The 23,032-nt window shown below is 71.1% G+C and carries 15 protein-coding genes and 1 pseudogene; 1 reads left to right on the top strand and 15 read right to left on the bottom strand.

Annotated elements, in window-relative coordinates; all coding sequences use genetic code 11:
* Positions 1 to 20 precede the first annotated feature (20 nt).
* The 5 genes from rfbB to ACTWJ9_RS22405 all read right to left on the bottom strand — a co-directional run bounded on the left by rfbB (position 21) and on the right by ACTWJ9_RS22405 (position 8,762).
* Positions 21 to 1,043, bottom strand: coding sequence for a dTDP-glucose 4,6-dehydratase (gene rfbB, locus ACTWJ9_RS22425; RefSeq protein ID WP_279336059.1), 1,023 nt, complete (start codon positions 1,041 to 1,043; stop codon positions 21 to 23).
* Entirely contained in the window at positions 1,040 to 2,107 is a 1,068-nt protein-coding gene (locus ACTWJ9_RS22420) for a glucose-1-phosphate thymidylyltransferase (protein WP_279336058.1), read from the bottom strand. Before ACTWJ9_RS22420 ends, rfbB begins: the two co-directional genes overlap by 4 nt.
* Before the next feature lie 214 nt (positions 2,108 to 2,321).
* Positions 2,322 to 6,554 carry an Rne/Rng family ribonuclease gene (locus ACTWJ9_RS22415; protein ID WP_443294686.1) on the bottom strand — a complete coding sequence of 1,411 codons (4,233 nt, stop codon included), beginning with the start codon at positions 6,552 to 6,554 and terminating at the stop codon, positions 2,322 to 2,324.
* A 261-nt stretch (positions 6,555 to 6,815) separates the two neighbouring features.
* Positions 6,816 to 7,592, bottom strand: coding sequence for a TIGR03936 family radical SAM-associated protein (locus tag ACTWJ9_RS22410; protein ID WP_279336056.1), 777 nt, complete (start codon positions 7,590 to 7,592; stop codon positions 6,816 to 6,818).
* 48 nt (positions 7,593 to 7,640) lie between these two features.
* Positions 7,641 to 8,762: a hypothetical protein gene (locus ACTWJ9_RS22405; protein WP_387042649.1), complete on the bottom strand. Its 1,122-nt coding sequence runs from the start codon at positions 8,760 to 8,762 to the stop codon at positions 7,641 to 7,643.
* Between the two features lie 191 nt (positions 8,763 to 8,953).
* Between ACTWJ9_RS22405 and ACTWJ9_RS22400 the strand changes: the two genes are divergently transcribed.
* Positions 8,954 to 9,868 (top strand): ion transporter, encoded by a 915-nt coding sequence (locus tag ACTWJ9_RS22400; protein ID WP_388702579.1) that lies wholly within the window; start codon positions 8,954 to 8,956, stop codon positions 9,866 to 9,868.
* Between the two features lie 84 nt (positions 9,869 to 9,952).
* On the opposite strand, the gene ACTWJ9_RS22395 is transcribed toward ACTWJ9_RS22400, so the two are convergent.
* The 10 genes and pseudogenes from ACTWJ9_RS22395 to folC all read right to left on the bottom strand — a co-directional run bounded on the left by ACTWJ9_RS22395 (position 9,953) and on the right by folC (position 22,927).
* Complete coding sequence (locus tag ACTWJ9_RS22395; RefSeq protein WP_443294685.1) at positions 9,953 to 11,902, bottom strand: TIGR03960 family B12-binding radical SAM protein; 1,950 nt, start codon at positions 11,900 to 11,902, stop codon at positions 9,953 to 9,955.
* A 76-nt stretch (positions 11,903 to 11,978) separates the two neighbouring features.
* A complete protein-coding gene (locus ACTWJ9_RS22390; protein WP_443294684.1) occupies positions 11,979 to 13,535 on the bottom strand; it encodes a CYTH and CHAD domain-containing protein in 1,557 nt (518 codons plus the stop codon).
* A gap of 90 nt (positions 13,536 to 13,625) precedes the next feature.
* A pseudogene (rodA, locus tag ACTWJ9_RS22385) lies at positions 13,626 to 14,825 on the bottom strand (rod shape-determining protein RodA); the annotation flags it as partial.
* A complete protein-coding gene (gene mrdA / locus ACTWJ9_RS22380) occupies positions 14,822 to 17,134 on the bottom strand; it encodes a penicillin-binding protein 2 (RefSeq protein WP_279336051.1) in 2,313 nt (770 codons plus the stop codon). The pseudogene rodA and the gene mrdA, both read right to left, overlap by 4 nt.
* Positions 17,135 to 17,221: 87 nt before the next feature.
* Positions 17,222 to 17,887: a rod shape-determining protein MreD gene (gene mreD / locus ACTWJ9_RS22375; protein WP_279336050.1), complete on the bottom strand. Its 666-nt coding sequence runs from the start codon at positions 17,885 to 17,887 to the stop codon at positions 17,222 to 17,224.
* A 13-nt stretch (positions 17,888 to 17,900) separates the two neighbouring features.
* Complete coding sequence (gene mreC, locus ACTWJ9_RS22370) at positions 17,901 to 18,842, bottom strand: rod shape-determining protein MreC (protein WP_279336049.1); 942 nt, start codon at positions 18,840 to 18,842, stop codon at positions 17,901 to 17,903.
* 246 nt (positions 18,843 to 19,088) lie between these two features.
* Positions 19,089 to 20,108, bottom strand: coding sequence for a rod shape-determining protein (locus ACTWJ9_RS22365; protein ID WP_279336048.1), 1,020 nt, complete (start codon positions 20,106 to 20,108; stop codon positions 19,089 to 19,091).
* Positions 20,109 to 20,426: 318 nt separating this feature from the next.
* Positions 20,427 to 20,840 carry a nucleoside-diphosphate kinase gene (ndk, locus tag ACTWJ9_RS22360; protein ID WP_387038934.1) on the bottom strand — a complete coding sequence of 138 codons (414 nt, stop codon included), beginning with the start codon at positions 20,838 to 20,840 and terminating at the stop codon, positions 20,427 to 20,429.
* Between the two features lie 215 nt (positions 20,841 to 21,055).
* On the bottom strand, positions 21,056 to 21,394 hold the full coding sequence (locus tag ACTWJ9_RS22355) for a DUF4233 domain-containing protein (protein ID WP_443294683.1): 339 nt from the start codon (positions 21,392 to 21,394) through the stop codon (positions 21,056 to 21,058).
* 6 nt (positions 21,395 to 21,400) lie between these two features.
* Positions 21,401 to 22,927, bottom strand: a complete 1,527-nt coding sequence (gene folC, locus ACTWJ9_RS22350) for a bifunctional tetrahydrofolate synthase/dihydrofolate synthase (RefSeq protein ID WP_443294682.1) — start codon at positions 22,925 to 22,927, stop codon at positions 21,401 to 21,403.
* Between the last annotated feature and the right edge of the window lie 105 nt (positions 22,928 to 23,032).

Here is a 23,032-nt window from a genome sequence, read left to right as displayed (position 1 = left end):
CCCGCAGGGGTGACGGTGCGTCAGCTCAGCGCCGCCCGCTCCTTCAGCGGCTCCCACCAGTCGCGGTTGTCCCTGTACCACTGGACGGTTTCGGCCAGGCCCGCACGGAAGTCCTTGCGCGGCTCGTAGCCCAGCTCTTCGCGGATCTTCGTGCAGTCGACGGAGTAGCGGCGGTCGTGGCCCTTGCGGTCCTCGACGTACTCGACGCCGGTCTCCCAGTCGGCGCCGCACGCCTCCAGCAGCAGCCCGGTGAGTTCCCTGTTGGAGAGTTCGGTGCCGCCGCCGATGTTGTAGACCTCGCCCGCGCGGCCCTTGGTGCGGACCAGTTCGATGCCCTGGACGTGGTCGTCGATGTGCAGCCAGTCGCGGACGTTGCCGCCGTCGCCGTACAGCGGGACCTTCCTGCCGTCGAGGAGGTGGGTGACGAAGAGCGGGATGACCTTCTCGGGGAAGTGGTGGTGCCCGTAGTTGTTGGAGCAGCGGGTGACGCGGACGTCCAGGCCGTGGGTGCGGTGGTAGGACAGCGCGATCAGGTCGCTGGAGGCCTTCGCCGAGGAGTAGGGCGAGTTGGGCTGCAGCGGGTGGGTCTCGGGCCAGGAGCCCTCGTCGATCGAGCCGTAGACCTCGTCGGTGGAGATGTGCACGAAGGTCTCGATGCCGGCCCGGTGCGCGGCGTCGACGAGCGTGTGGGTGCCGACCACGTTCGTGCGGACGAACTCCGCGCCGCCGTCGATGGAGCGGTCGACGTGCGACTCGGCGGCGAAGTGCACCACCTGGTCGTGCTCGGCCATCAGCCTGCCGACCGGCTCCGGGTCGCAGATGTCGCCCTGCACGAAGGCGAACCCGGGGTGTGCGCGCACCTCGTCGAGGTTGGCCGGGTTGCCCGCGTACGTCAGTTTGTCCAGGACGGTGATCGCGACATCGCCGGGGCCCCGGGGGCCGAGCAGCGTACGGACGTAGTGCGAACCGATGAAGCCGGCACCGCCGGTCACCAGGATCCGGGTCGGGCGGGCCGGGGAGACGGGGGAGGAAGGGGCCGTCATGAGGAGATCTGCACCTTGCTGTGATCACCGAGCACGAGCCGGTGGGCCTTGGGGTTACGGGGAGCGGGCGTGACCTCGACGTCGCGCCCGATGAGCGAGGTCTCCACCCGGCGCACACCGGTCACGGACGAGCCCCGCAGAACGATGGAGTACTCGATCTCGCTGTCCTCGATCCGGCAGTCCTCGGACACCGAGGTGAAAGGGCCGATGTACGCGTCGCTGACCACCGTACCCGCGCCGATGACCGCGGGCCCGACGATCCGGCTGCCGTGGACGCGCGCGCCCTCCTCGATGCGCACCCGGCCGATGATCTCGCTGGCCTCGTCCACCACGCCCGCGTTGTGCGGCTCCAGGGACTCCAGGACGGACCGGTTGACCTCCAGCATGTCGGTGACGTTGCCGGTGTCCTTCCAGTACCCGGAGATCGTGGTGGAGCGGACGTCCCGCTTCTCGTCGATCAGCCACTGGATGGCGTGCGTGATCTCCAACTCGCCGCGCCAGGAGGGCGCGATGGAGCGGACCGCCTCGTGTACGGCCGGGGTGAACAGGTAGACGCCGACGAGAGCCAGGTCGCTCTTCGGCTGCTCCGGCTTCTCCTCCAGACCCACCACCCCGCCGTCGCCGTCGAGTTCGGCGACGCCGAAGGAGGTGGGGTCAAAGACCCTGGTCAGCAGGATCTGCGCGTCGGGCCGCTCCGCCCGGAACTCCTTCACCAGTGCGGTGATGCCGCCGACGATGAAGTTGTCGCCGAGATACATGACGAAGTCGTCGTCACCGAGGAAGTCCTGGGCGATGAGCACGGCGTGCGCCAGCCCCAGGGGCGCCTCCTGGGGAATGTAGGTGACCTCGATCCCGAAGCGGGAGCCGTCTCCCACCGCCTCCTGGATCTCGTCCGCGGTGTCGCCGACGATGATCCCGACCTCGCTGATCCCGGCTTCGGCGATCGCTTCCAGGCCGTAGAAGAGCACCGGCTTGTTGGCCACGGGCACCAGCTGTTTGGCCGAGGTGTGGGTGATGGGGCGGAGACGGGTCCCCGCTCCCCCGGAAAGCACGAGAGCCTTCACTGCTTACGCCCCAATACTCCGCTCACACAGGGAGGAAAAGCCCCATTTGTCAAAAATTAACGTGAATCCTGGGCAACATCATAGACCTGCCCGGGGAACTCGGTTCACCGATTGTTCGTACCGTCAGTTCCTGTGCCACAGGCGGGGGTTGGGGAAAAAGCGATCCGCCCCCGGCGAGGCCGGGGGCGGATCGTGTTCCTCGTACGGTCCGACGTCACTCCCCGTCGGTGGTGCTCGACACGGACGGCGGGGACTGCTGTTCGGCCGCCGCCGTCTTCTTCGCCGGCGCCTTCTTCGCCACCGTCTTCTTGGCGGTGGTCTTGGTGGCCGTCGTCTTCTTGGCGGTGGCCTTGGTGGCCGCCGTCTTCTTCGTGGCGGCCTTCTTCGCCGTCGTCTTCTTGACGGTGGTCTTGGCGGCCGCCGTCTTCTTCGTGGCCGCCTTCTTCGCCGTGGCCTTCTTGGCCGCCGCGCGGGCGGTCTTCTTGGCCGGAGCCGCCTCGTCGGCGGCTTCCTCGGCGGGCGCCGTCGCGGTGACGGTCACTGCCGCCTCGGCGGCCGGGGCCTCGTCCGCCGGGGCCGTCTCCGCCGCCGGGGCCGACGGGACGACCACGACGGCCGCCTCCTCGGACGCGGTGGACACGGTGGGCTTGCGCACCGCACGGCGGCGCGGGCGGGGCGGTGCGGCGGCCGGCTCGGGCGCCTCGGGCGACGGTTCGGCCGGGGACTCCTCGGCCACCGGCTCCGGCGTCTGCCCGGACGTCGCAGGGGCAGTGTCCGCCGTGGTGGCCGTGCTGCTGTCCGCGATGGTCACCACCGCGGCCTGCGCACCCGCCGGAGAACCGGCCGGCGCGGACACCTTGCGGGTGGCCCGGCGACGCGTACGGCCCTGGGGAGCGGCCTCCTCGGCGGGCACCGCCGCGGCGGGCGCCTCGACGACCGGGTCCTCGGCGGCGGCCGGTACCGCGTGCGCCTCGGCGGCCGGCTCCGGCTGGACCGGGCGTGCGGTCTCCTCGGCGACCGTCGTCTCCTGGGCCGTCGGCACCTCCGCGCCGGACCCGTCGGGCCCGGACACCTCGGCGGCCGCAGCCGGCTCGCGCCGGGGCTGCTCGCGCCGGGGCGCACCCGCCGGAGCCGAGGCCCGACGGCTCACCCGGCGACGGGTGCGTCCGCGCGTGGCCGCGGCCTCCGCCTCGGCGGCACTGCTGTACAGCTCCTCGTCCGGAACGTACTCGGGGGCGGGAAGCGCGACCGGCTCGGCGACCTCGGCGGCGACCTCGGCCGCCGTCTCCGACTCCGCTTCCGCCTCCTCCTCCGTCGTCAAGGCCGCGTCGGCCTCGTGCTCGTGGAAGTGCTCCCCGGCACCGGCCCGCGCCCGCTTCCTGCGCCTGCCGCCGCCACCGGCGGAGGTGGGCTGGTCCAGGTGGACGAGGACACCGCGCCCGTTGCAGTGGACGCAGGTCTCCGAGAACGACTCCAGCAGGCCCTGGCCGACCCGCTTGCGGGTCATCTGCACCAGACCCAGCGAGGTCACCTCGGCGACCTGGTGCTTCGTACGGTCCCGCCCCAGGCACTCGAGGAGGCGCCGCAGCACCAGGTCCCGGTTGGACTCCAGGACCATGTCGATGAAGTCGATGACGATGATGCCGCCGAGGTCGCGCAGCCGCAGCTGGCGCACGATCTCCTCGGCCGCCTCCAGGTTGTTCCTGGTGACCGTCTCCTCGAGGTTGCCGCCCTGACCGGTGAACTTTCCGGTGTTGACGTCGACGACGATCATCGCCTCGGTCCGGTCGATCACCAGCGAACCGCCACTGGGCAGCCAGACCTTGCGGTCGAGCGCCTTGGCGAGCTGCTCGTCGATCCGGTACGTGGCGAAGACGTCGACCTCGCTGGTCCACCTCTGCAGCCGGTCGGCCAGGTCGGGCGCGACGTGCGCGACGTACCCGTGGATGGTCTCCCACGCCTCGTCGCCGCTGACGACGACCTTGGAGAAGTCCTCGTTGAAGATGTCCCGCACGACCCGGACGGTCATGTCCGGCTCGCCGTACAGCAGCGACGGCGCGCTCGAGCTGCCACCGCCCTTGGACTTCTTCTTGATCTCCTCCCACTGCGCCTGCAGCCGCTCGACGTCACGGCGCAGCTCGTCCTCGCTCGCGCCCTCGGCGGCGGTGCGCACGATGACACCCGCGTCCTCGGGGACGACCTTCTTGAGGATGGTCTTCAGCCGGGCCCGCTCGGTGTCGGGCAGCTTGCGGCTGATGCCGGTCATCGAACCCTCGGGGACGTACACGAGGTAGCGGCCCGGGAGGGAGACCTGGCTGGTCAGACGGGCACCCTTGTGCCCGATCGGGTCCTTCGTCACCTGGGCGAGGACCGACTGGCCCGACTTCAGCGCGGCCTCGATCCGACGCGGGCCGTGGGCCATGCCCAGCGCCTCGAAGTTCACCTCACCGGCGTAGAGCACGGCGTTGCGGCCCTTGCCGATGTCGATGAACGCGGCCTCCATCGACGGCAGCACGTTCTGCACCTTGCCGAGGTACACGTTGCCGACGTACGAGGTCGCCTGCTCCTTGTTGACGTAGTGCTCGACGAGCACCCCGTCCTCCAGGACGCCGATCTGCGTACGGTCGCCGTACTGACGGACCACCATGACGCGCTCGACGGCCTCACGGCGGGCCAGGAACTCGGCCTCGGTGATGATCGGGACGCGCCGGCGGCCCTGCTCACGGCCTTCCCGGCGGCGCTGCTTCTTCGCCTCCAGGCGGGTGGAGCCCTTGATGGACTGCACCTCGTCCGACGGCTCGGCGGGCCTGCGCGGTTCGCGGACCTTGACGACGGTGCGCTCGGGGTCGTCGGTGGAGGTCTCGGCCTCACCGCCGCTGTCCCCGGCCCGGCGACGGCGGCGACGGCGGCGCCGGCTGCTGCTGGAGCCGCCCGCGGTGCCCACCTCGTCGTGGTCGTCGTCGGAGAGGCCCTCCGCCGGCTCGTCGGCGTGCTCCGTGTCGTCGGTGGAGCGGTCCTCGGCGTCGTGCTCGGCGTCGTCCCCGGACTCGCCGCCCTCGGCGTCCGTGTCGGCGGACTCGCCGCGCCTGCGACGACGGCCACCGCGACGACGGCGCCGGCGGGAACCGGCCCCTTCGCTCTCGTCGTGGTCGTCGTTCTCGTCGTGGTCGCCGCTCTCGTCGTGCTCGTCGTGCTCGTCGTCGGAGGAGCTCTCCGCCGACTCGTCGGCGTGCCCCGAGACATCGGCGGACCGGTCCTCGGCGGCCTCGACGCGGGCCTCGGCGGCCGGGGCCGCGTCGGTCTCGTCCGCCGCGCCCCGACGGCGACGACGGCGGCGCGAGGCGGTGGGCTGCTCCTCCGGAAGCTCCTCGGTCTCCTCCGGCTGCTCGGGCTCCGGCCTGCCGGCGGCCTCGGCGGCCGCTTCGGCCGCGGCCCGCTCCGGCGTCTGGAACTGGGGCTCGGTGAACACCGGGGCCTGGAAGACGGCGACGGCGGGACGGGCGGGGCGCCTCGACGCCCCGGCCCCGGTTCCGGCCGCGGTGGATCCGGTGGCCGGCCGGGCGGGCTCGGCGAAACCGGCGGCGGCCTTGCGGACCGCACGGCGACGGCGGCGCGGAGCGGCGTCGTCCGCGGCGGGCTCGGCGGGCGTCTCGGAGGTCGCGGTCTGCCCGGTGGGCTCGGTCACGGGAGCCTGCGCCTCCTCGGCGGGGGAGGCGGCGGCCTCGGTGGTCGCGGGCGCGGAGACGCTGCGCGAGGCACGGCGCCGGGTGCGGCGGGGAGCCGCGTCCCCGGCGGTGTCGGTGTCGGTGGTGGCGGTGCTGTCAGTGGCGGTGGTGCCGGCCGTGACAGCCGTGTCGGCCGTACCGGCGGCCGGCGCGGTGCTCGCGGTCGCGGCGCTCTCCGCCGCTTCGGGGGCCTCGGTGACGGTGGTCGTCGGCGAGGTCACACGGCGCGTCGCACGACGGCGCGCACGCGGCGGGGCGGCATCCCCGGCGGGCTCGGCCGGCGCCACGTCCACGGCGGGCCCGGCAGCCTGGGCAGCGGGGGTCTCGGCCGTCGGCACGACGGTCTCGGCGGCCTCCGCCGACACCGGTGCCCCGGCGGGCGAGGCCGAGCGGCGCACCACACGGCGACGCCGGGGCGGAGCGGCGGTGTCCGCGGCGGCCGGTGCCTCTTCCCGGGCGGCCGTCGGCTGCGCGGCGGCCTCGGCCTCGGTGCCTTCCTCGGCCGCGAGCTCGTCGCTCTCGTCGAGCGGCTCGGCGGGCTCGGCGGACTCCGGGAACGCGGCGGCCGGTATGGCCGACGTGACCGTCTCCGCCTCCGTGCCGGTGCCCGCCGTGGGCGGACCGGCCGGACGGGACGCGGCACGCCGCCGACGACGCGGCGGCAGGGTGTCGCTGGGGCTGTTCGGTTCGGAGCCCTCTGTGGGCTCGGTCGGTTCGAGCATGCGGGGGTTTCTCCCGTCAGGCTCCCGGGCGCCGCACCCGGTCCGGCGATGCCGGTGACGTCCGCGGCTCGCGCGAAGCGCGGTTGCCGCCGTCCGGGGCGCGGGCGCCGCACGGGAACTCTCTGTGTCCTGTCTCACCGGTTCCGTACACCGAATGCGCACGGCCTGGCGAAAGTCTTGTGGTCGATGCGCTGCCCGACCCAGGTGGCTCCCGAGGTACGAGGGCGGCGCTACGGCGTCCGTCCCTACGCGGGACCTTCCTTACACCGGCGCCGTCGCGGCGGCAGTGGCACCGGCCGGATACGGCTCGGTCGCTGCTGCCTCGCGGTCGGGCGCGAGCGGGTCGGTCACCGTGCCGGTCTCTTCATCGAGCAGCCCCTGCGCCAGCCTGGTCACCGCTGCGGGGACCGGCGGCGCCAGATCGGCCACGGCGCGGAGACCGGACAGGACGTCGTCGGGTCGAACGGCAGGCGTCACGTGCCGAACAACCAGCCGCAGTATCGCACAGGGCCGGCCGGTCGGCCTATCAGCCGAAGGAGGGGGCGTTTCCAGGCTTTCCAGAGCCACGACCGCGGAACGGGTGTCGAACGTACGCATCCCGCTCTTCGTCCGGCGCTGCACCTCGACGACACCGGCCGCGTCGAAGGCGTCCACCGCTCGGCGGGCCTCCTCCCGGTCGACACCGTCCAGCCGCAGCTCCCACACCGAGGCCGTGAGCCGGTCGGCGAGCCCCGGGGTACGGGCCTCGACCGCCTCGATGATGTCGAGCCCGGTGGGCATCGACTCGTCGAGAAGGGCTCTGATCCGCTCCGGATCACGCGCCCGGGTGAGCGCGATCTCCAGATACTCCGCCTCACTGCCCGTGCCGGTGGGTGCGGCATTGGCGTACGACACCTTCGGGTGCGGCGTGAACCCCGCCGAGTACGCCATCGGCACCTCGGCACGGCGCAGCGCGCGCTCGAAGGCACGCTGGAAGTCACGGTGGCTGGTGAACCGGAGGCGGCCGCGCTTGGTGTAGCGCAGTCGAATGCGCTGCACCGCGGGTGCGGGCGGCGGGCCTTCGGGCTGTCGCTTGCCCAGTGTCGTTCAGTCCTTCGTGAGAGCGGTCGTACTGCTACCAAGAGTACGCGTGTCACCGCCGATAGGTTCCCGTCGGTTCTCCACCGGTGCCGGCCGCTGCTCCCCGACGAGCATCCGGCGGAGGTCGGCGCGCGCCTGCCGCAGCGTCGCGCGGGCGGAATCCAGTGACTGCCGTACGGCCCGGCCCACCGCCCGACCCGCCTCGGCGGCGGGCCGCAGCACCGCGTCCCGCACCATGTGCCCCACCGGGGTCAGCACACGCGCGTACATCCACCGTGCGGGCTCCACGACGGTCCACCGCACCAGGGCGCCCAGGAACCGTCCCACCGCGAGCGAGACGTACCCGGCGACCCGCCAGGCGTGCCCGAGCGCGTCGCCGATCTCCCGCGCGACGACGGCGAGCACCCGCCCGGCCGGCGCCAGCACCCAGCGCCACACCGCGAGCAAAGGCAGCACGAACAGGATCCGGGTGATCCAGTACAGCCCCGTGCCGATGCCGGTGACGAGCACGCCCACCAGCCACACCAGTCCCTTCGCGCACCAGGCGACGGCATGCCCGACGGGCGTGAGCACCCACCTGTACAGCCACGCGCCGGGCACGAGGACCAGATACCGCGTGAGCCAGGCGAGGGCGGTGAACACCCCGAGCCCGATCGCGGCGCAGACGGTCGCGATCCCGCGCAGCACCACCGTCACGCCGTGCCCGAAGGGCGTCAGCACGCGCCTGTACAGCCACACCAGCGCGTGCCCGAGCGGCACGAGCACATACCGGTACAGCCACCCGGCGGGCACGACGACCACCAGGTTCCCGAGCCAGGCGAGCGCCTGGCCGAGCGGCACGAGGACGTACCGCCACAGCCCCACCAGCGGCCACACGAACACCGCCCGTCCCACCCACCACAGCGCCCGCCCGAGCGGCCGGAACACGGCACGCTCCAGCCACCGCACGGCGACGACGCCCGCGTCCCACACCATCCGCACCGGCAGGACCACGAGGAACACGAAGATCCGTACCGGCAGCCGGAGCGCCACCACCAGACACCCCTCACCCGCCGCCTCCGGCCGCCGCGGCGGAGACGGGCGTGCGGGCGGTGCCGGTCTCCCGGCGTCCTGCTTCTCCAGATCCATGCAGGGAAGGACGCCCCGGCAGGCCGTTCGGATGCACCGGCACCGCCTCACCCGCACGAACGCCTGCACGAGCACCCGCGAATCTACAATGCTGTAGAAATCAGCTCTGGAGTGTCACCGCCGCGCGAACCCGCCGGCCCGTCCGCGCGACGGGCATGGCGCGCGGCACGAAGGAGCAGATACAGCACGATATGAACGACCACCCTGCCCCCACGGGCGCCACCCCCCGGCCCCTCCGCCACACCCTGGCGGAGAGAGCCCGCGCCGTCACCGAAGCCCGCTGGTTCGCCCTCACCGTCTTCGCCCTGATCCTCACCAACGCGGCCCTGCTGGGAGCCGAGACCTACAGCGGACTCTCCAGGGACTGGCACCACGGATTACGCCTCGCCGAACACCTCTGCCTCGCCGCCTTCACCGCCGAGATAGCCCTGCGCGCCTGCGCCCACGCGGATCGCCCCCGCGACTTCTTCCGCGACCCCTGGAACCTCTTCGACCTGGCCGTCATCGCCTGCGCGTTCCTGCCCCTCGTCCGCGAGAACACCACCGTCCTGCGGCTGCTGCGCCTGGCCCGCGTCCTGCGCACCGCCCGCTTCCTCCCCCAACTGCGGATCGTCTTCGTCGCGGTGGCCCGCAGCCTGCCGGGCACCGTCAGCTTCCTCCTGGTCGGCGCGCTCCTGCTCTACGTCTACGCCATGGTCGGCTGGGTCTTCTTCAGCGAGGCGGACCCCGGCCAGTTCGGCTCCATCGGCCGCGCCGTCCTCACCCTCTTCCTGCTGATGACCCTGGACGGCCTCGGTGACGCCGTCCACGCCGGCCTGGAGATCTCCCGCTGGAGCATCGTCTACTACGCCTCCTACGTACTGCTCGCCTCGTTCGTCCTGGTCAACGTCCTCATCGGAGTCGTCATCAGCTCCCTGGACGAAGCCCGCGAACTGGAACACGCACACTCCCCCGCCCCCGAAGCGCCCTCGGCCCCCGCCCCGGACCCCGCCGTGGACCTGCGCACCCGCATCGCCATCGCCAGAAGGGCCCTGGACGACCTGGAAGCCGTCCTCCCGCCCCACCGCCCCGAACCGGCCCCCACCCCCGACACGGCCCGGTCGTAACACCGCACCCGTCACAGGCCGCGAACGCCGGTGGGCCCGCTCCGTGTTCCGGAGCGGGCCCACCGAACAGCTCGGCACGACGGCTCAGGCCGTGTTCTTCACCGTCAGAGGAAGAAGCTTCTTACCCGTCGGTCCGATCTGAATACTGGTGTCCATCTGAGGGCACACCCCGCAGTCGAAGCAGGGGGTCCAGCGGCAGTCCTCGACCTCGGTCTCGTCGAGGGCGTCCTGCCAGTCCTCCCAGAGCCATTCCTTGTCGAGGCCGGAGTCGAGGTGGTCCCAGGGGAGGACCTCCTCGTAGGAGCGTTCGCGGGTGGTGTACCAGTCGAGGTCCACGCCGTACTGCGCCAGGGCCTTGTCGGCGCAGTCCATCCAGCGGTCGTAGGAGAAGTGCTCGCGCCAGCCGTCGAAGCGGCCGCCGTCCTCGTAGACCGCGCGGATGACCGCGCCGATGCGGCGGTCACCGCGGGAGAGGAGTCCCTCGACGATGCCGGGCTTGCCGTCGTGGTAGCGGAAGCCGATGGAGCGGCCGTACTTCTTGTCGCCGCGGATCTTGTCGCGCAGCTTGGTCAGGCGGGCGTCCGTCTCCTCGGCCGACAGCTGCGGTGCCCACTGGAAGGGGGTGTGCGGCTTGGGGACGAAGCCGCCGATGGAGACGGTGCAGCGGATGTCGCCCGAGCCGGAGACCTCGCGGCCCTTCTGGATGACGTTCATCGCCATGTCGGCGATCTGGAGGACGTCGTCGTCGGTCTCGGTGGGCAGGCCGCACATGAAGTAGAGCTTCACCTGGCGCCAGCCGTTGCCGTAGGCCGTGGCGACGGTCCTGATCAGGTCGTCCTCGGAGACCATCTTGTTGATGACCTTGCGCAGGCGCTCCGAGCCGCCCTCGGGGGCGAAGGTGAGGCCGGAGCGGCGGCCGTTGCGGGTCAGTTCGTTGGCCAGGTCGACGTTGAAGGCGTCGACGCGGGTGGAGGGGAGGGAGAGGCCGATCTTGTCCTCTTCGTAGCGGTCGGCGAGGCCCTTGGCGATGTCGCCGATCTCCGAGTGGTCGGCGGAGGAGAGGGAGAGCAGGCCGACCTCTTCGAAGCCGGTGGCGCGAAGTCCCTTTTCCACCATGTCGCCGATGCCGGTGATGGAGCGCTCGCGCACCGGGCGGGTGATCATGCCGGCCTGGCAGAAGCGGCAGCCGCGGGTGCAGCCGCGGAAGATCTCCACCGACATGCGCTCGTGGACCGTCTCGGCGAGCGGGACGAGGGGCTGCTTGGGGTAGGGCCACTCGTCGAGGTCCATGACGGTGTGCTTGGAGACGCGCCACGGGACGCCCGACCTGTTCGGCACGACGCGGGCGATCCGGCCGTCGGGGAGGTACTCGACGTCGTAGAAGGCGGGGACGTAGACGCCGCCGGTCCGGGCCAGGCGGTGGAGGAGTTCCTCGCGGCCTCCGGGGCGGCCCTCCTCCTTCCAGGTGCGGACGATCCGGGTGATCTCCAGGACGGCCTGCTCGCCGTCGCCGATGACGGCGCAGTCGATGAAGTCGGCGATCGGTTCGGGGTTGAAGGCGGCGTGGCCGCCGGCCACGACGATCGGGTCGTCCGGGCCGCGGTCCTTGGCCTCGAGCGGGATGCCGGACAGGTCCAGGGCGGTGAGCATGTTGGTGTAGCCGAGCTCGGTGGAGAAGCTCAGGCCGAACACGTCGAAGGCCTTGACCGGGCGGTGGCTGTCGACCGTGAACTGCGGGACGGCGTGCTCCCGCATCAGTTCCTCCAGGTCCGGCCAGACGCTGTAGGTGCGCTCGGCGAGGACGCCGTCCTGTTCGTTGAGCACCTCGTAGAGGATCATGACGCCCTGGTTGGGCAGTCCGACCTCGTACGCGTCGGGGTACATGAGGGCCCAGCGGACATCGCAGCTGTCCCAAGGCTTGACCGTGGAGTTGAGCTCTCCGCCGACGTACTGGATCGGCTTCTGCACATGCGGGAGCAGCGCTTCGAGCTGCGGGAACACAGACTCGGCGGCCACGGCGGCTTCGGCAGGCATCTCGGGAACCTTTGTGTGCGGGCTGGGGCTCCCCCGGCCGGAGGCTGGGGGCGGGTGACCATCCAGCCTAACCGCTTCAGAAGGCGGCGGATTTTCTGATCGGCTTCCAGGTTTCCGGGAGGGCGTTCTCGGTGATCTCCGCGCGCCGTTCCTCGCGTCCGTACAGCACCCCGTACGTGAAGTCGCTCTCCCCGGCCGCGTGGGCGACGGCGGCGAGTTCGCGCAGGGTCTTGCGGGCCATGACGCTGTCCTGGTGGTCGCCGAGCAGGCCCTGGAGGGACTTCATGCTCTTGACCAGGTCCTTGGCGGGAGCGTCGAGTGCCGGGGTGGCGGCCTCGGCGGCGTAGCGGGTGCGTTTGGTCTTCTTGCGGGCGTCGTGCAGGGCGAGGTCCCGTTCGTGGCCGGGCGGGAGGTCCAGGGCCCGGGTGACGAGGCCGGAGAGTGTGTCGAGGTCCTTGCTCACGGCCTTGGCGAGCACCTTGTCCGGGCCGGCCGCGGCCTTCTTCCGCAGGGGCGGGTCGGCCAGCAGGGCGTCGAGGGTGTCGAGCAGGGTGAGGTAGCGGCGGGAGTCGAGGACTCCGGTGACCTTGCCGTGGGCTCCGCGGTGGCCGGTCTCGGACCAGGTGGTCAGCCTGTCGCGCACGGGGCCGTGGACGAGGGTGCCGGGCAGGTCGTCCAGGGCCGTGATGAGGCGCTCGGCGAGGACTTCCTGGTCGCGGTCCAGGCCGAGCTCTCCGGCCAGCCATTTCAGGTCGATGCCGATGGGGTCGGTGGTCCTGCGGTCGAGGACGTTGCGGAAGGAGCGGAAGGTGCTGCGCAGGCGGCGGGTGGCGACGCGCATGCGGTGCACGGAGTCGGGTACGTCCTGGCGTACGGCGGGGTCGAGTTCGACGAGGGCGTCCCGCTGGGCGCGGACGTAGGCGAGGACGTGGTCGCCGGCGGTGACGGGTTTCCCGACCGGCCGGCTGCGGTGCTTGCGCTTCGGCGCCGCGGCCGGGGCGGCCGCGGGTGCGGGGGCGGCCTGGGGGGTGTGCGTGGGGGGTGCCGTCTCGGCGAGGGCCCTGGCGAGTTTGGAGGGCGACGTCGAGGGGCGCAGGCCCGCCTTGCGGAGTCGTTTGTCGACCTTGTCGAGGAAGACGGGGTCGCCGTCGTCGGCGAGTTCGACCTCGATCTCGGTCCACCGGGCGGTGCCGTCGTCGGTGAGGCGTTCGGCGTGCACGGTGTCGACGCTGATCTCGGCGAGGAGCCGGCCGGTGGTGTCGAGGAGGTGGCGTACGTCGCGGTCGGAGCGCAGCCGGACCACGGGGCCCAGTGCGGCGCCGCGGACGCGGGAGCGGACGAGCCGGGCGAGGTCCTCCGGGAGGGTGTCGGAGAGCGGGGCGCGGATCTCGTCGCGTACCCCGGGGGCGACGGGGAACTTCAGGTGCCAGCCGGCGTCGGAGCCGCCGGTGCGGCGGCGCAGGGTGAGGGAGGCGGCGGTGAGTCGGTGGTCGGCGGTGTCGTAGTAGGTGGCGTCCAGGTGGACGAGGCCCTGGTCGGCGATGGAGGCCACGCCGGGGACGCCGGTCAGGTCGGGGAGTCCGCTGTCGCCGGACTCGTACTTTCGCTCGATTTCGCGTGTGGTGTCCGCCATGAACTGAACCTATCCGCCAGACCTGAATCTAGTCGTGACCGGTGCGGAACGGCGGGGCCGGTCCGCACCGGCCGTACGGCCGGACGCGCTCGCGGACAGTGGGCGTTGCAGTCTGATCGACTGCAGGAGGCCCACGGCCAGCCACACCGCGAACATCGACGAGCCGCCGTAGGACACGAACGGCAGGGGCAGGCCGGTGACCGGCATGATGCCGAGGGTCATGCCGATGTTCTCGAAGGTCTGGAAGGCGAACCAGGCGACGATGCCGGCGGCGACGATGGTGCCGTACAGGTCGGTGGTGTCGCGGGCGATGCGGCAGGCGCGCCACAGGATGACGCCGAGCAGGCCGATGATCAGTGCGCCGCCGATGAAGCCGAGTTCCTCCCCGGCGACGGTGAAGACGAAGTCGGTCTGCTGCTCGGGGACGAACTGGCCGGTGGTCTGCGAGCCTTCGAAGAGGCCGGAGCCGGTGAGGCCGCCGGAGCCGATGGCGATGCGGGCCTGGTTGGTGTTGTAGCCGACGCCGGCGGGGTCGAGTTCGGGGTTGGCGAAGGCGGCGAAGCGGTTGATCTGGTACTCGTCGAGGATTCCGAGCTGCCAGACGGTGACGGCTCCGATGGCTCCGGCGCCGATCAGGCCGAAGATCCACCGGTTGGAGGCGCCGGAGGCGAGCAGGACGCCGAGCACGATGACGACCATGACCATGACCGAGCCGAGGTCGGGCATCAGCATGACGATCAGCATGGGGACGACGGCCAGTCCCAGGGCCTGGAGGACCGTGCGGTGGTCGGGGTAGGGCTTGTCGCCGGCGTCGACCCGGGCCGCGAGCAGCATGGCCATGCCCAGGATGATGGTGAGCTTCACGAACTCCGAGGGCTGGAGCGAGAAGCCGCCGCCGAGCTGGATCCAGGAGTGGGCGCCGTTGATGGTGGAGCCCAGCGGGGTGAGCACCAGCAGGATCAGGAAGACCGAGGCGCCGTAGAGGACCGGTACGGCGGTGCGCAGGGCGCGGTGGCCGAGCCAGAGCATGGCGATCATCAGGGTCAGGCCGATGCCGGTGTTCAGCCAGTGCCGGACCAGGAAGTAGTACGGATCGCCCTGGTTGAGCTCGGTGCGGTTGCGGGTCGCCGAGTAGACCAGGAGGGAGCCGAGCAGCGACAGGGCGATCGCCGACAGCAGTATCGGCCAGTCGAGTCGCCGGGCCGGGGAGTCGCGGGCGAAGAGCTGCGTCCAGCCGGCCCGCTCGGGTCCGTAGCCGGAGACGTGGAAGCTGTTGACTCCGCCGCTCATGGTGCCGTCCTCCGGCCTGCCGTGCGGCGCGCCCGGCCGGCGCTCCGTCGTGCGTCCCGGCGGCGGGTGTCGCGGTCGGCGGGCGGGGGTGTGTTCACGGTCGCGCCCTGGTCCTGGCCGTCGGGGGTGCCGTCGGGGGGCGTCCCGGCCTCCTCGGTCCCGCCGTCCCCGGTCCCGGCCTCCTCGGTGGCCCGCAGGTCCTTGGCCGGGTCCTTGGAGATCTTCGGGGAGGTGATGGTGCCGTCGGTCCTGACCTCGGGCAGCGTCTTCTGCGGGGTGGGCAGCAGTGCCTTCTTCTTGTCGATCTCGCCGTCCGGGGAGACGCCGTACAGCGCGTTGTAGACGTTGCGCACGGCGGGGCCCGAGGCGCCGGAGCCGGTGCCGCCCTGGGAGATCGTCATGACGATCGAGTAGTCCTTGGTGTAGGTCGCGAACCACGAGGTGGTCTGCTTGCCGTGGACCTCGGCGGTACCGGTCTTGGCGTGCATCGGGATCTCGTCCTGCGGCCAGCCGCCGAACCGCCAGGCGGCCGTACCGCGGGTGGCGACTCCCTCGAGGGCCCCGTCCACGGCGTCGAGGGTCTTCTTGGTCATCGGCAGCTTGCCGTGCGCCTTGGGTTCGATCTCCGTGGTCTGCTTGCCGTCGGGGCTGATGACGGCCTTGCCGACGGTGGGCTGGTAGAGGGTGCCGCCGTTGGAGAGGGCCGCGTAGACGGTGGCCATCTGGACGGGGGTGACGAGGGTGTCGCCCTGGCCGATGGAGTAGTTGACGGAGTCACCGGCGCGCAGTCGGTTGCCTTCGAGGCAGTTCTCGTAGGCGATGCGCTCGACGTAGCTGCCGTCCTTCTTGCCGGACTTGCACCAGGCGTCCTTGTTGGCCTTCCAGTAGTCGGCCTTCCACTGGCGGTCGGGGACCCGGCCGGTGACCTCGTTGGGCAGGTCGATGCCGGTCAGCTCGCCGAGGCCGAACTGGTGGGAGGTCTTGTAGAACCAGTCCTTGGCGTTCTTCTTCGGCTTGTTGCCGCCGTCGCGCTTCCACTCCTCGTGGGCGAGCCGGTAGAAGACGGTGTCGCAGGAGACCTCGAGGGCGCGGCCGAGGCTGATGCCGCCGAAGCTCTGGGATTCGAAGTTCTTGAAGACCTGGCCGCCGATGGAGTACGAGCTGGAGCACTCGTAGGGGCCGTTGAAGGAGTACCCGGCGTTGATCGCGGCGGCGGTCGGGATGACCTTGAAGATGGAGCCGGGTGCCGACACGCCCTGGATGGCGCGGTTCAGCAGCGGGTAGTTGGACTTCTTGCCGGTGAGCTTGGCGTAGTCCTTGCCGGAGATGCCGCCCACCCAGGCGTTGGGGTCGTAGCTCGGGTTGGAGGCCATGGCGACGACGCGGCCGGTCTTGGCCTCCATGACGACGATGGCCCCGGAGTCGGCCTCGTAGAGGCGGTTGGTGTTGCGGTCCATCTCCTTGCGGGCCTGCTTCATCGCCTCGTTCAGCTCGTACTCGGCGACCCGCTGGACGCGGGCGTCGATGCTGGTGACGAGGTTGGCGCCGGGCTGGGCGGGGTCGGCCTGGGCCTCGCCGATGACGCGGCCGAGGTTGTCGACCTCGTAGCGGGTGACGCCCGCCTTGCCGCGCAACTGCTTGTCGTACTCGCGTTCCAGGCCGGAACGGCCGACCTGGTCGGAGCGCAGGTAGGGCGAGTCGGTGTCCTGGGCCTGCTGGAGTTCCTCGTCGGTGACGGGCGAGAGGTAGCCGAGGACCTGGGCGGTGTTGGCCTGCCCGGGGGCCGCGTACCGGCGTACGGCCTGGGGTTCGGCGCTGATGCCGGGGAAGTCCTCGGCGCGCTCGCGGATCTGCAGGGCCTGCTTGGCGGTGGCCTCGTCGGTGATGGGGATGGGCTGGTACGGCGAGCCGTTCCAGCAGGGCTGGGGGGTCTTGGCGTCACACAGCCGGACCTTCTCCATGACCTCCTTGGTGGGCATGGAGAGGACGTCGGCGAGCTTGGTGAGGACGGCCTCGCCGTCGTCGCGCATCTTCATGAGTTCGGTGCGGGAGGCGGAGACGACCAGCCGGGTCTCGTTGTCGGCGAGGGCCACTCCGCGGGCGTCCAGGATGGAGCCGCGGACCGCGGGCTGGACGACCTGCTGCACGTGGTTGCCGGAGGCCTTCTTCGCGTACTCGGCGCCCTCGCGGATCTGGAGGTACCACAGGCGCCCGCCCAGGGTGCCGAGGAGGGAGAGGACGAGGACCTGGATGACGACGAGCCGGATCTGGACCCGGGGGCTGCGCCCGGTCTCGGGGATGTTAGTCATGGGCGCAGCCCATTCCGTTGAGGGTGGCGGTGGGAGACGGGTGGGAGGGCACGGCGGTTTCCTCCCCCTCGGTGAGGTTCTGCGGTGTCACAGGCGCTTGACCCCCTTGATGCGGCCGGCCCGCGCCACCCGCGCCCGCGCCGCCTTCGCCCGCAGGCCCCGCTGGGCGCCGATGCGCAGTCCGGTGCCGCCCGCGCTCCAGCCGGAGGCGACGTCACCGGACTTGGCGGAACTGTTCTCGGCGAGTGGATCGTTCTCGGCGCGCCGGGCCAGGGCCATGACCCCGGGGACGACGAAGGGGGCCAGCAGCAGGTCGTACAGGGCCGCGCTGAGGAGCAGTCCGCCGAGGCCGACGTTGCGGGCCGCGGTGTCGCCGACGAGGGCGCCGACACCGGCGTAGAGCAGGGTGGTGCCGATGGCCGCGGCGACCACCACGGCCATCGGGCCGGTCGCCGATCTCACCTGGCCGCTCTCGGGCTTGACCAGTCCGGCGAGGTAGCCGACGACGCACAGCACCAGGGCGTAGCGGCCGACGGCGTGGTCGGCGGGCGGGGCCAGGTCGGCGAGGAGTCCGGCGGCGAAGCCGACGAGGGAGCCGCCGACATGGCCGTAGACCAGGGCGAGGCCGAGGACCGTCAGGAGGAGCAGGTCGGGGACGGCGCCCGGAAGATGGAGGCGGGCGAGGACGCTCACCTGGATCACCAGGGCCACCACGACCAGTGAGCTGGAGAGCAGGATCCGGTTGACGCGCATGAGGTGACAGCTCCTACTGCTCTTGCTGGTCCTGGCCGCCGGCCGGGGCTGACGGGGTGACGGTCACCGTGACGGTGGGCGTGGGCGTGGGCTTCGGCTTCTTGGGCAGCACCGTGTCGCGCGGGTCCTTCTCGGGGGCCTGGACGACCACACCGACGACGTCGAGCTTGGTGAAGCCGACGAACGGCGTGACGTAGAGGGTACGGGTGAGGCCGCCGCCGGAGGGGTCGACCCGGGAGACGGTGCCGACGGGGACGCCGGGCACGAACGGCTTGTCGGCCTGTGAGCCGAAGGTGACCAGCCGGTCGCCCTTCTTGATCTCGGCCTTGCCGTTGAGGAGTTCGACGCGCAGGGGCCGGTCGCCCTGGCCGGAGGCGAAGCCGAGTTCGTCGCCGGCCTCCATCCGGGTGCCCACGGTGAAGTCGGGGTCGTTGGCGAGCAGCACGGTGGCGGTGTTCGGGCCGACGGTGGTGACCCGGCCGACGAGTCCGTCGCCGTTGAGGACGGTCATGTCGCGCTCGACGCCGTCGGCGGCGCCGACGTCGATGGTGATGGTCCAGGAGAAGCCCTGGGCCGCTCCTATGGCGATGACCTGGGCGCCCTTGATGCCGTACTGGCCCTGGCCGGCGACCTTCAGCAACGTGTCGAGCTGTCTGGCCCTGCTGCGGTTGCGGTCGTCGCTGCCGAGTTCGGCCTTGAGCGCGGCGTTCTCCCGCTCCAGTTCGGCGAGCCGGTCGTGCCGGTCACCGGAGTCGCGGACCGCGGAGACGGCGTTGCCGATCGGGTCGACCGCGCCGGCCACTCCGTTCTCGATCGGGCCGAAGACCGTCGCCGCGGCTTGTCGGGCACCGTCGACCGGTGAATCCTCTCCGCCGCGGATGTCCACCGTGATCAGTGCGAAAGCGGTGGTGATCAGCAGCACCAGGAGCAGCCGGCTCTCTCGTGTGTCCCTCACGTGCGACGGCCGTGCCTTCCTCGTCGAGAACGGGTAGCGAAAACGGGGTGGTACCGAAGGGGTCGGAAAATACGGGGAATTACGGGTGACTACGGGAACCACGGCTCCGATGACCTACGGATCTTCAGATCTGAGGATCTACGGTTCTCCGGGTCCGGGAACTACGGGGGGTCAGCTTATGTCTCTATATCAACGATCCGCCGTACGAGAGGAGATCGCCCCGTACGGCGGAATCGAAGAGCCACGTCATCTGCGCGGCTGGGCGTCCAGCACCTGCTGGAGCGCCTCGAACTCCTCCACGCACTTTCCGGAGCCGAGCGCCACACTGTCCAGCGGGTCCTCGGCGATGTGGATGGGCATGCCCGTCTCGCGGCGCAGCCGCTCGTCCAGACCGCGCAGCAGCGCTCCGCCGCCGGTCAGCACGATGCCCCGGTCCATGATGTCGCCGGACAGCTCCGGCGGGCACTTGTCCAGGGTGGTCTTGACCGCGTCCACGATGGCGTTGACCGGCTCCTCGATCGCCTTGCGCACTTCCTCGGCGGAGATGACCACGGTCTTGGGCAGCCCGGAGACCAGGTCCCGGCCGCGGATCTCGGTGTGTTCGTCCGAGTCGAGGTCGTACGCCGAACCGATGGTGAGCTTGATCTGCTCGGCCGAGCGCTCACCCAGCAGGAGGGAGTACTCCTTCTTGATGTGCTGGATGATCGCGTTGTCCAGTTCGTCGCCCGCGACCCGGATGGACTGGGCGGTGACGATGCCGCCGAGGGAGATGACCGCGACCTCCGTGGTGCCGCCGCCGATGTCCACCACCATGTTGCCCGTGGCCTCGTGGACCGGCAGGCCGGAGCCGATGGCGGCCGCCATGGGCTCCTCGATGATGTGCACCTGACGGGCGCCGGCCTGGGACGACGCCTCGATGACGGCACGGCGCTCGACGCCGGTGATGCCCGAGGGAACACAGACGACGACCCGCGGACGGGCCAGATACCGCCGCTTGTGGATCTTCAGGATGAAGTAGCGGAGCATCCGCTCGGTGATCTCGAAGTCGGCGATGACGCCGTCCTTCAGCGGGCGTACGGCGACGATGTTGCCGGGGGTGCGCCCGATCATCTTCTTCGCCTCGGACCCGACCGCGAGGATGCCACCGGTATTGGTGTTGATCGCGACGACGGACGGCTCGTTGAGTACGATTCCGCGACCTCTCACGTACACCAGCGTGTTGGCGGTCCCGAGGTCGACAGCCATGTCACGGCCGATGAACGACATAGAGTTCCCCATGAGGATTCGTCTGGCCTTCCCACTGGCTTTTGAGGGCTTTTCAGGTCGGCGAGGTGGGTGCGGTGACGCGAAGGGTTCCATCGTAGACGCGCCTTCGCGAACACTGCGCGAGGGTCTTCGCCATTGTCATCAGATGGCGGGTTCGGTTGCTTGTGGAGACGGGCCATCGGAGGCATGCGTTCCCCCGAACGCCACGCATATGTCAAAAAGGTCTGGGGGCGAAGCCCCCAGACCAGCCGCCGGACGGCCACAGCGCAGCGCACGGCCGCTATGCGATTGTTATGCGCGGTCTCGGTGGGCGGGACGTCAGGCGTGGCCGGGGAAGAAGATCTTCACCTCGCGCTCGGCGGACTCCTCCGAGTCGGAGGCGTGGATCAGGTTCTCCCGGACGATCACGCCGAAGTCGCCGCGGATCGATCCCGGGGCCGCGGCGACCGGGTCGGTCGGACCGGCCAGTTGACGCACTCCCTCGATGACCCGCTCACCCTCGACGATCATCGCCACGACCGGGCCGGAGGCCATGAACTCCATCAGCGGCTCGTAGAACGGGCGGCCGACGTGCTCCTCGTAGTGCTGCTCCAGAGTGGCACGGTCCAGGGTCCGCAGCTCCAGCGCGGTGAGCCGCCAGCCGGCCTTGCGCTCGATACGGCTGATGATCTCGCCGACCAGTGAGCGGCGGACGGCATCCGGCTTCAGGAGGACGAGGGTGCGCTGGGTCATGGTGTGCGGCTCCTTGCAGGCCAGAAAATCGACTGGCCCGAGGCTACCCGGTGGGGCGGCAAGGCCGTCACCTGGACCCCGTCCGACAGCCCCGCCACCGCGGGGAGCACGATCAGCAGTGCGCCGAGCACAAGGGCAAGCCGGGATCATCTCCGCGTCGGCGGAGAAGGCCCAGGTGCCGAGCACAGTGAAGCACCCGGCACCGACAACACCGGCTAAGCCGACTGGTGCGCGGCGAACCGGGCCTTCGCCTCGTCGATCTTCCGCCCGTAGTGCACCGAGGCCCACCACAGCACCGCGAACAGCACGCCCAGGAAGAACATCGTCGGGACGAAGAAGCCGGAGACGAACAGGGCGAGCTGCAGGGCCCAGCCGAGGGCGACGCCGCCGGGCCGGGTGATCATCCCGCACAGCGCCACGCACAGGAACATGGCGATGCCGCACACCGTCCACACCATGGTGACGGAGAGGTCCGGGTCCTTCATCGCGACCAGTCCGGCGAAGCCGATGACGAAGACCTCGCTGATCAGGGTCGAAGCACAGAGTGTACGCACGGTTTCTCAGCTCCTTCCCAGAAGCAGTCGGGCCTCGCCGACGGTGATGACGGAACCGGTGACGAGCACACCGGCTCCGGTGAACTCGCCCTCCTCCTCGGCCAGCGTGATCGCGGCCTCCAGCGCGTCGGGCAGCCGGGGTTCGACCTGGACGCGGTCCTCGCCGAACACCTCGACGGCGATCCCCGCCAGTTCGTCGACGTCCATCGCGCGGTGGCTGGAGTTCCGGGTGACGACGATCTCGGCGAAGACCGGCTCGAAGGCCTCGAGCAGCCCGCGCACGTTCTTGTCGCCGCTGGCGCCCACCACGCCGATGAGCCGGCTGAACTGGAACGCCTCCCCGATCGCCGTGGCCGCGGCCCGCGCGCCCGCCGGGTTGTGGGCGGCGTCCAGCACGACGGTGGGCGAGCGGCGTACGACCTCCAGCCGGCCCGGTGAGGCGACGGCGGCGAACGCCCCCCGCACGGTGTCGAGGTCGAGCGGTTCGGCCCGCTGCGCGCCGACGCCGAAGAACGCCTCCACGGCGGCGAGCGCCACGGCCGCGTTGTGCGCCTGGTGGGCGCCGTGCAGCGGCAGGTACAGGTCGGGGTACTCCCCGCCGAGGCCGCGCAGGGTCACCTGCTGGCCGCCGACGGCGACCTGCCGGTCGACGACCCCGAACTCGAGCCCTTCCCGGGCCACCGTCGCATCGGCCTCGACGGCCTTCTTCAGCAGCACCTGGGCCGCGTCGACCGGCTGCTGGGCCATGATCACCGTCGCGTCCGGCTTGATGACGCCGGCCTTCTCTGTGGCGATCTCGGCGGGCGTGGCGCCGAGCCGGTCGGTGTGGTCGAGGTCGATCGGCGTCACGACGGCGACGCTCCCGTCGATCACGTTGGTGGCGTCCCAGGTGCCGCCCATGCCGACCTCGACGACGGCGACGTCCACCGGTGCGTCGGCGAACGCCGCGTACGCCATGCCCGTGAGCACCTCGAAGAAGGACAGCCGGTACTCCTGCCGGGAGTCGACCATCTCGACGTACGGCTTGACGTCCTGGTACGTCTCCACGAACCGCTCGGCGGAGATCGGCGCCCCGTCGAGGCTGATCCGTTCGGTGACCGACTGGACGTGCGGCGAGGTGTACCGGCCCGTGCGCAGTTCGAAGGCGCCGAGGAGGACCTCGATCATGCGGGCGGTGGACGTCTTGCCGTTGGTGCCGGTGATGTGGATCGAGGGGTACGCGCGCTGCGGCTCGCCCAGCACGTCCATCAGCGCGGCGATACGGCTGACCGACGGTTCCAGCTTGGTCTCGCCCCAGCGGGACGCCAGCTCCCCCTCGACCTCCCGCAGCGCCCTGTCCACCTCGGGGTCGGCCGGCCGCGCGGGCACCTCGGCCTGCGGCGGGCCGCCCTGCGTGCGCAGGGTGCGGCTGCCGGCCTCGATCACCGCGAGGTCGGGGTCTCGTTCCGTCTCGGCCCCGATGATCTCCTCGAAGCGGTCGAGGGGGTCGCCGGAGCCGGGCTGCTCGCTGTCGTTCGGGGGGAGCTCACTCACGGAGCCCAGTCTACGTACCCGGCCCGCGCCCCCTTCCACGGCAGCCGACGGCCCCCACAACCGTGCTCGGGTTCCGGGGGCCGTCGGTCTCGGTTCGCGGCGCGC

It is taken from the genome of Streptomyces sp. GDS52 (genome assembly GCF_052246875.1).
GTDB lineage: Bacteria > Actinomycetota > Actinomycetes > Streptomycetales > Streptomycetaceae > Streptomyces > Streptomyces cathayae.
The sequence above is the reverse complement of the archived record's forward strand: the minus strand, read 5'-3'. Positions and strand labels throughout refer to the sequence as shown.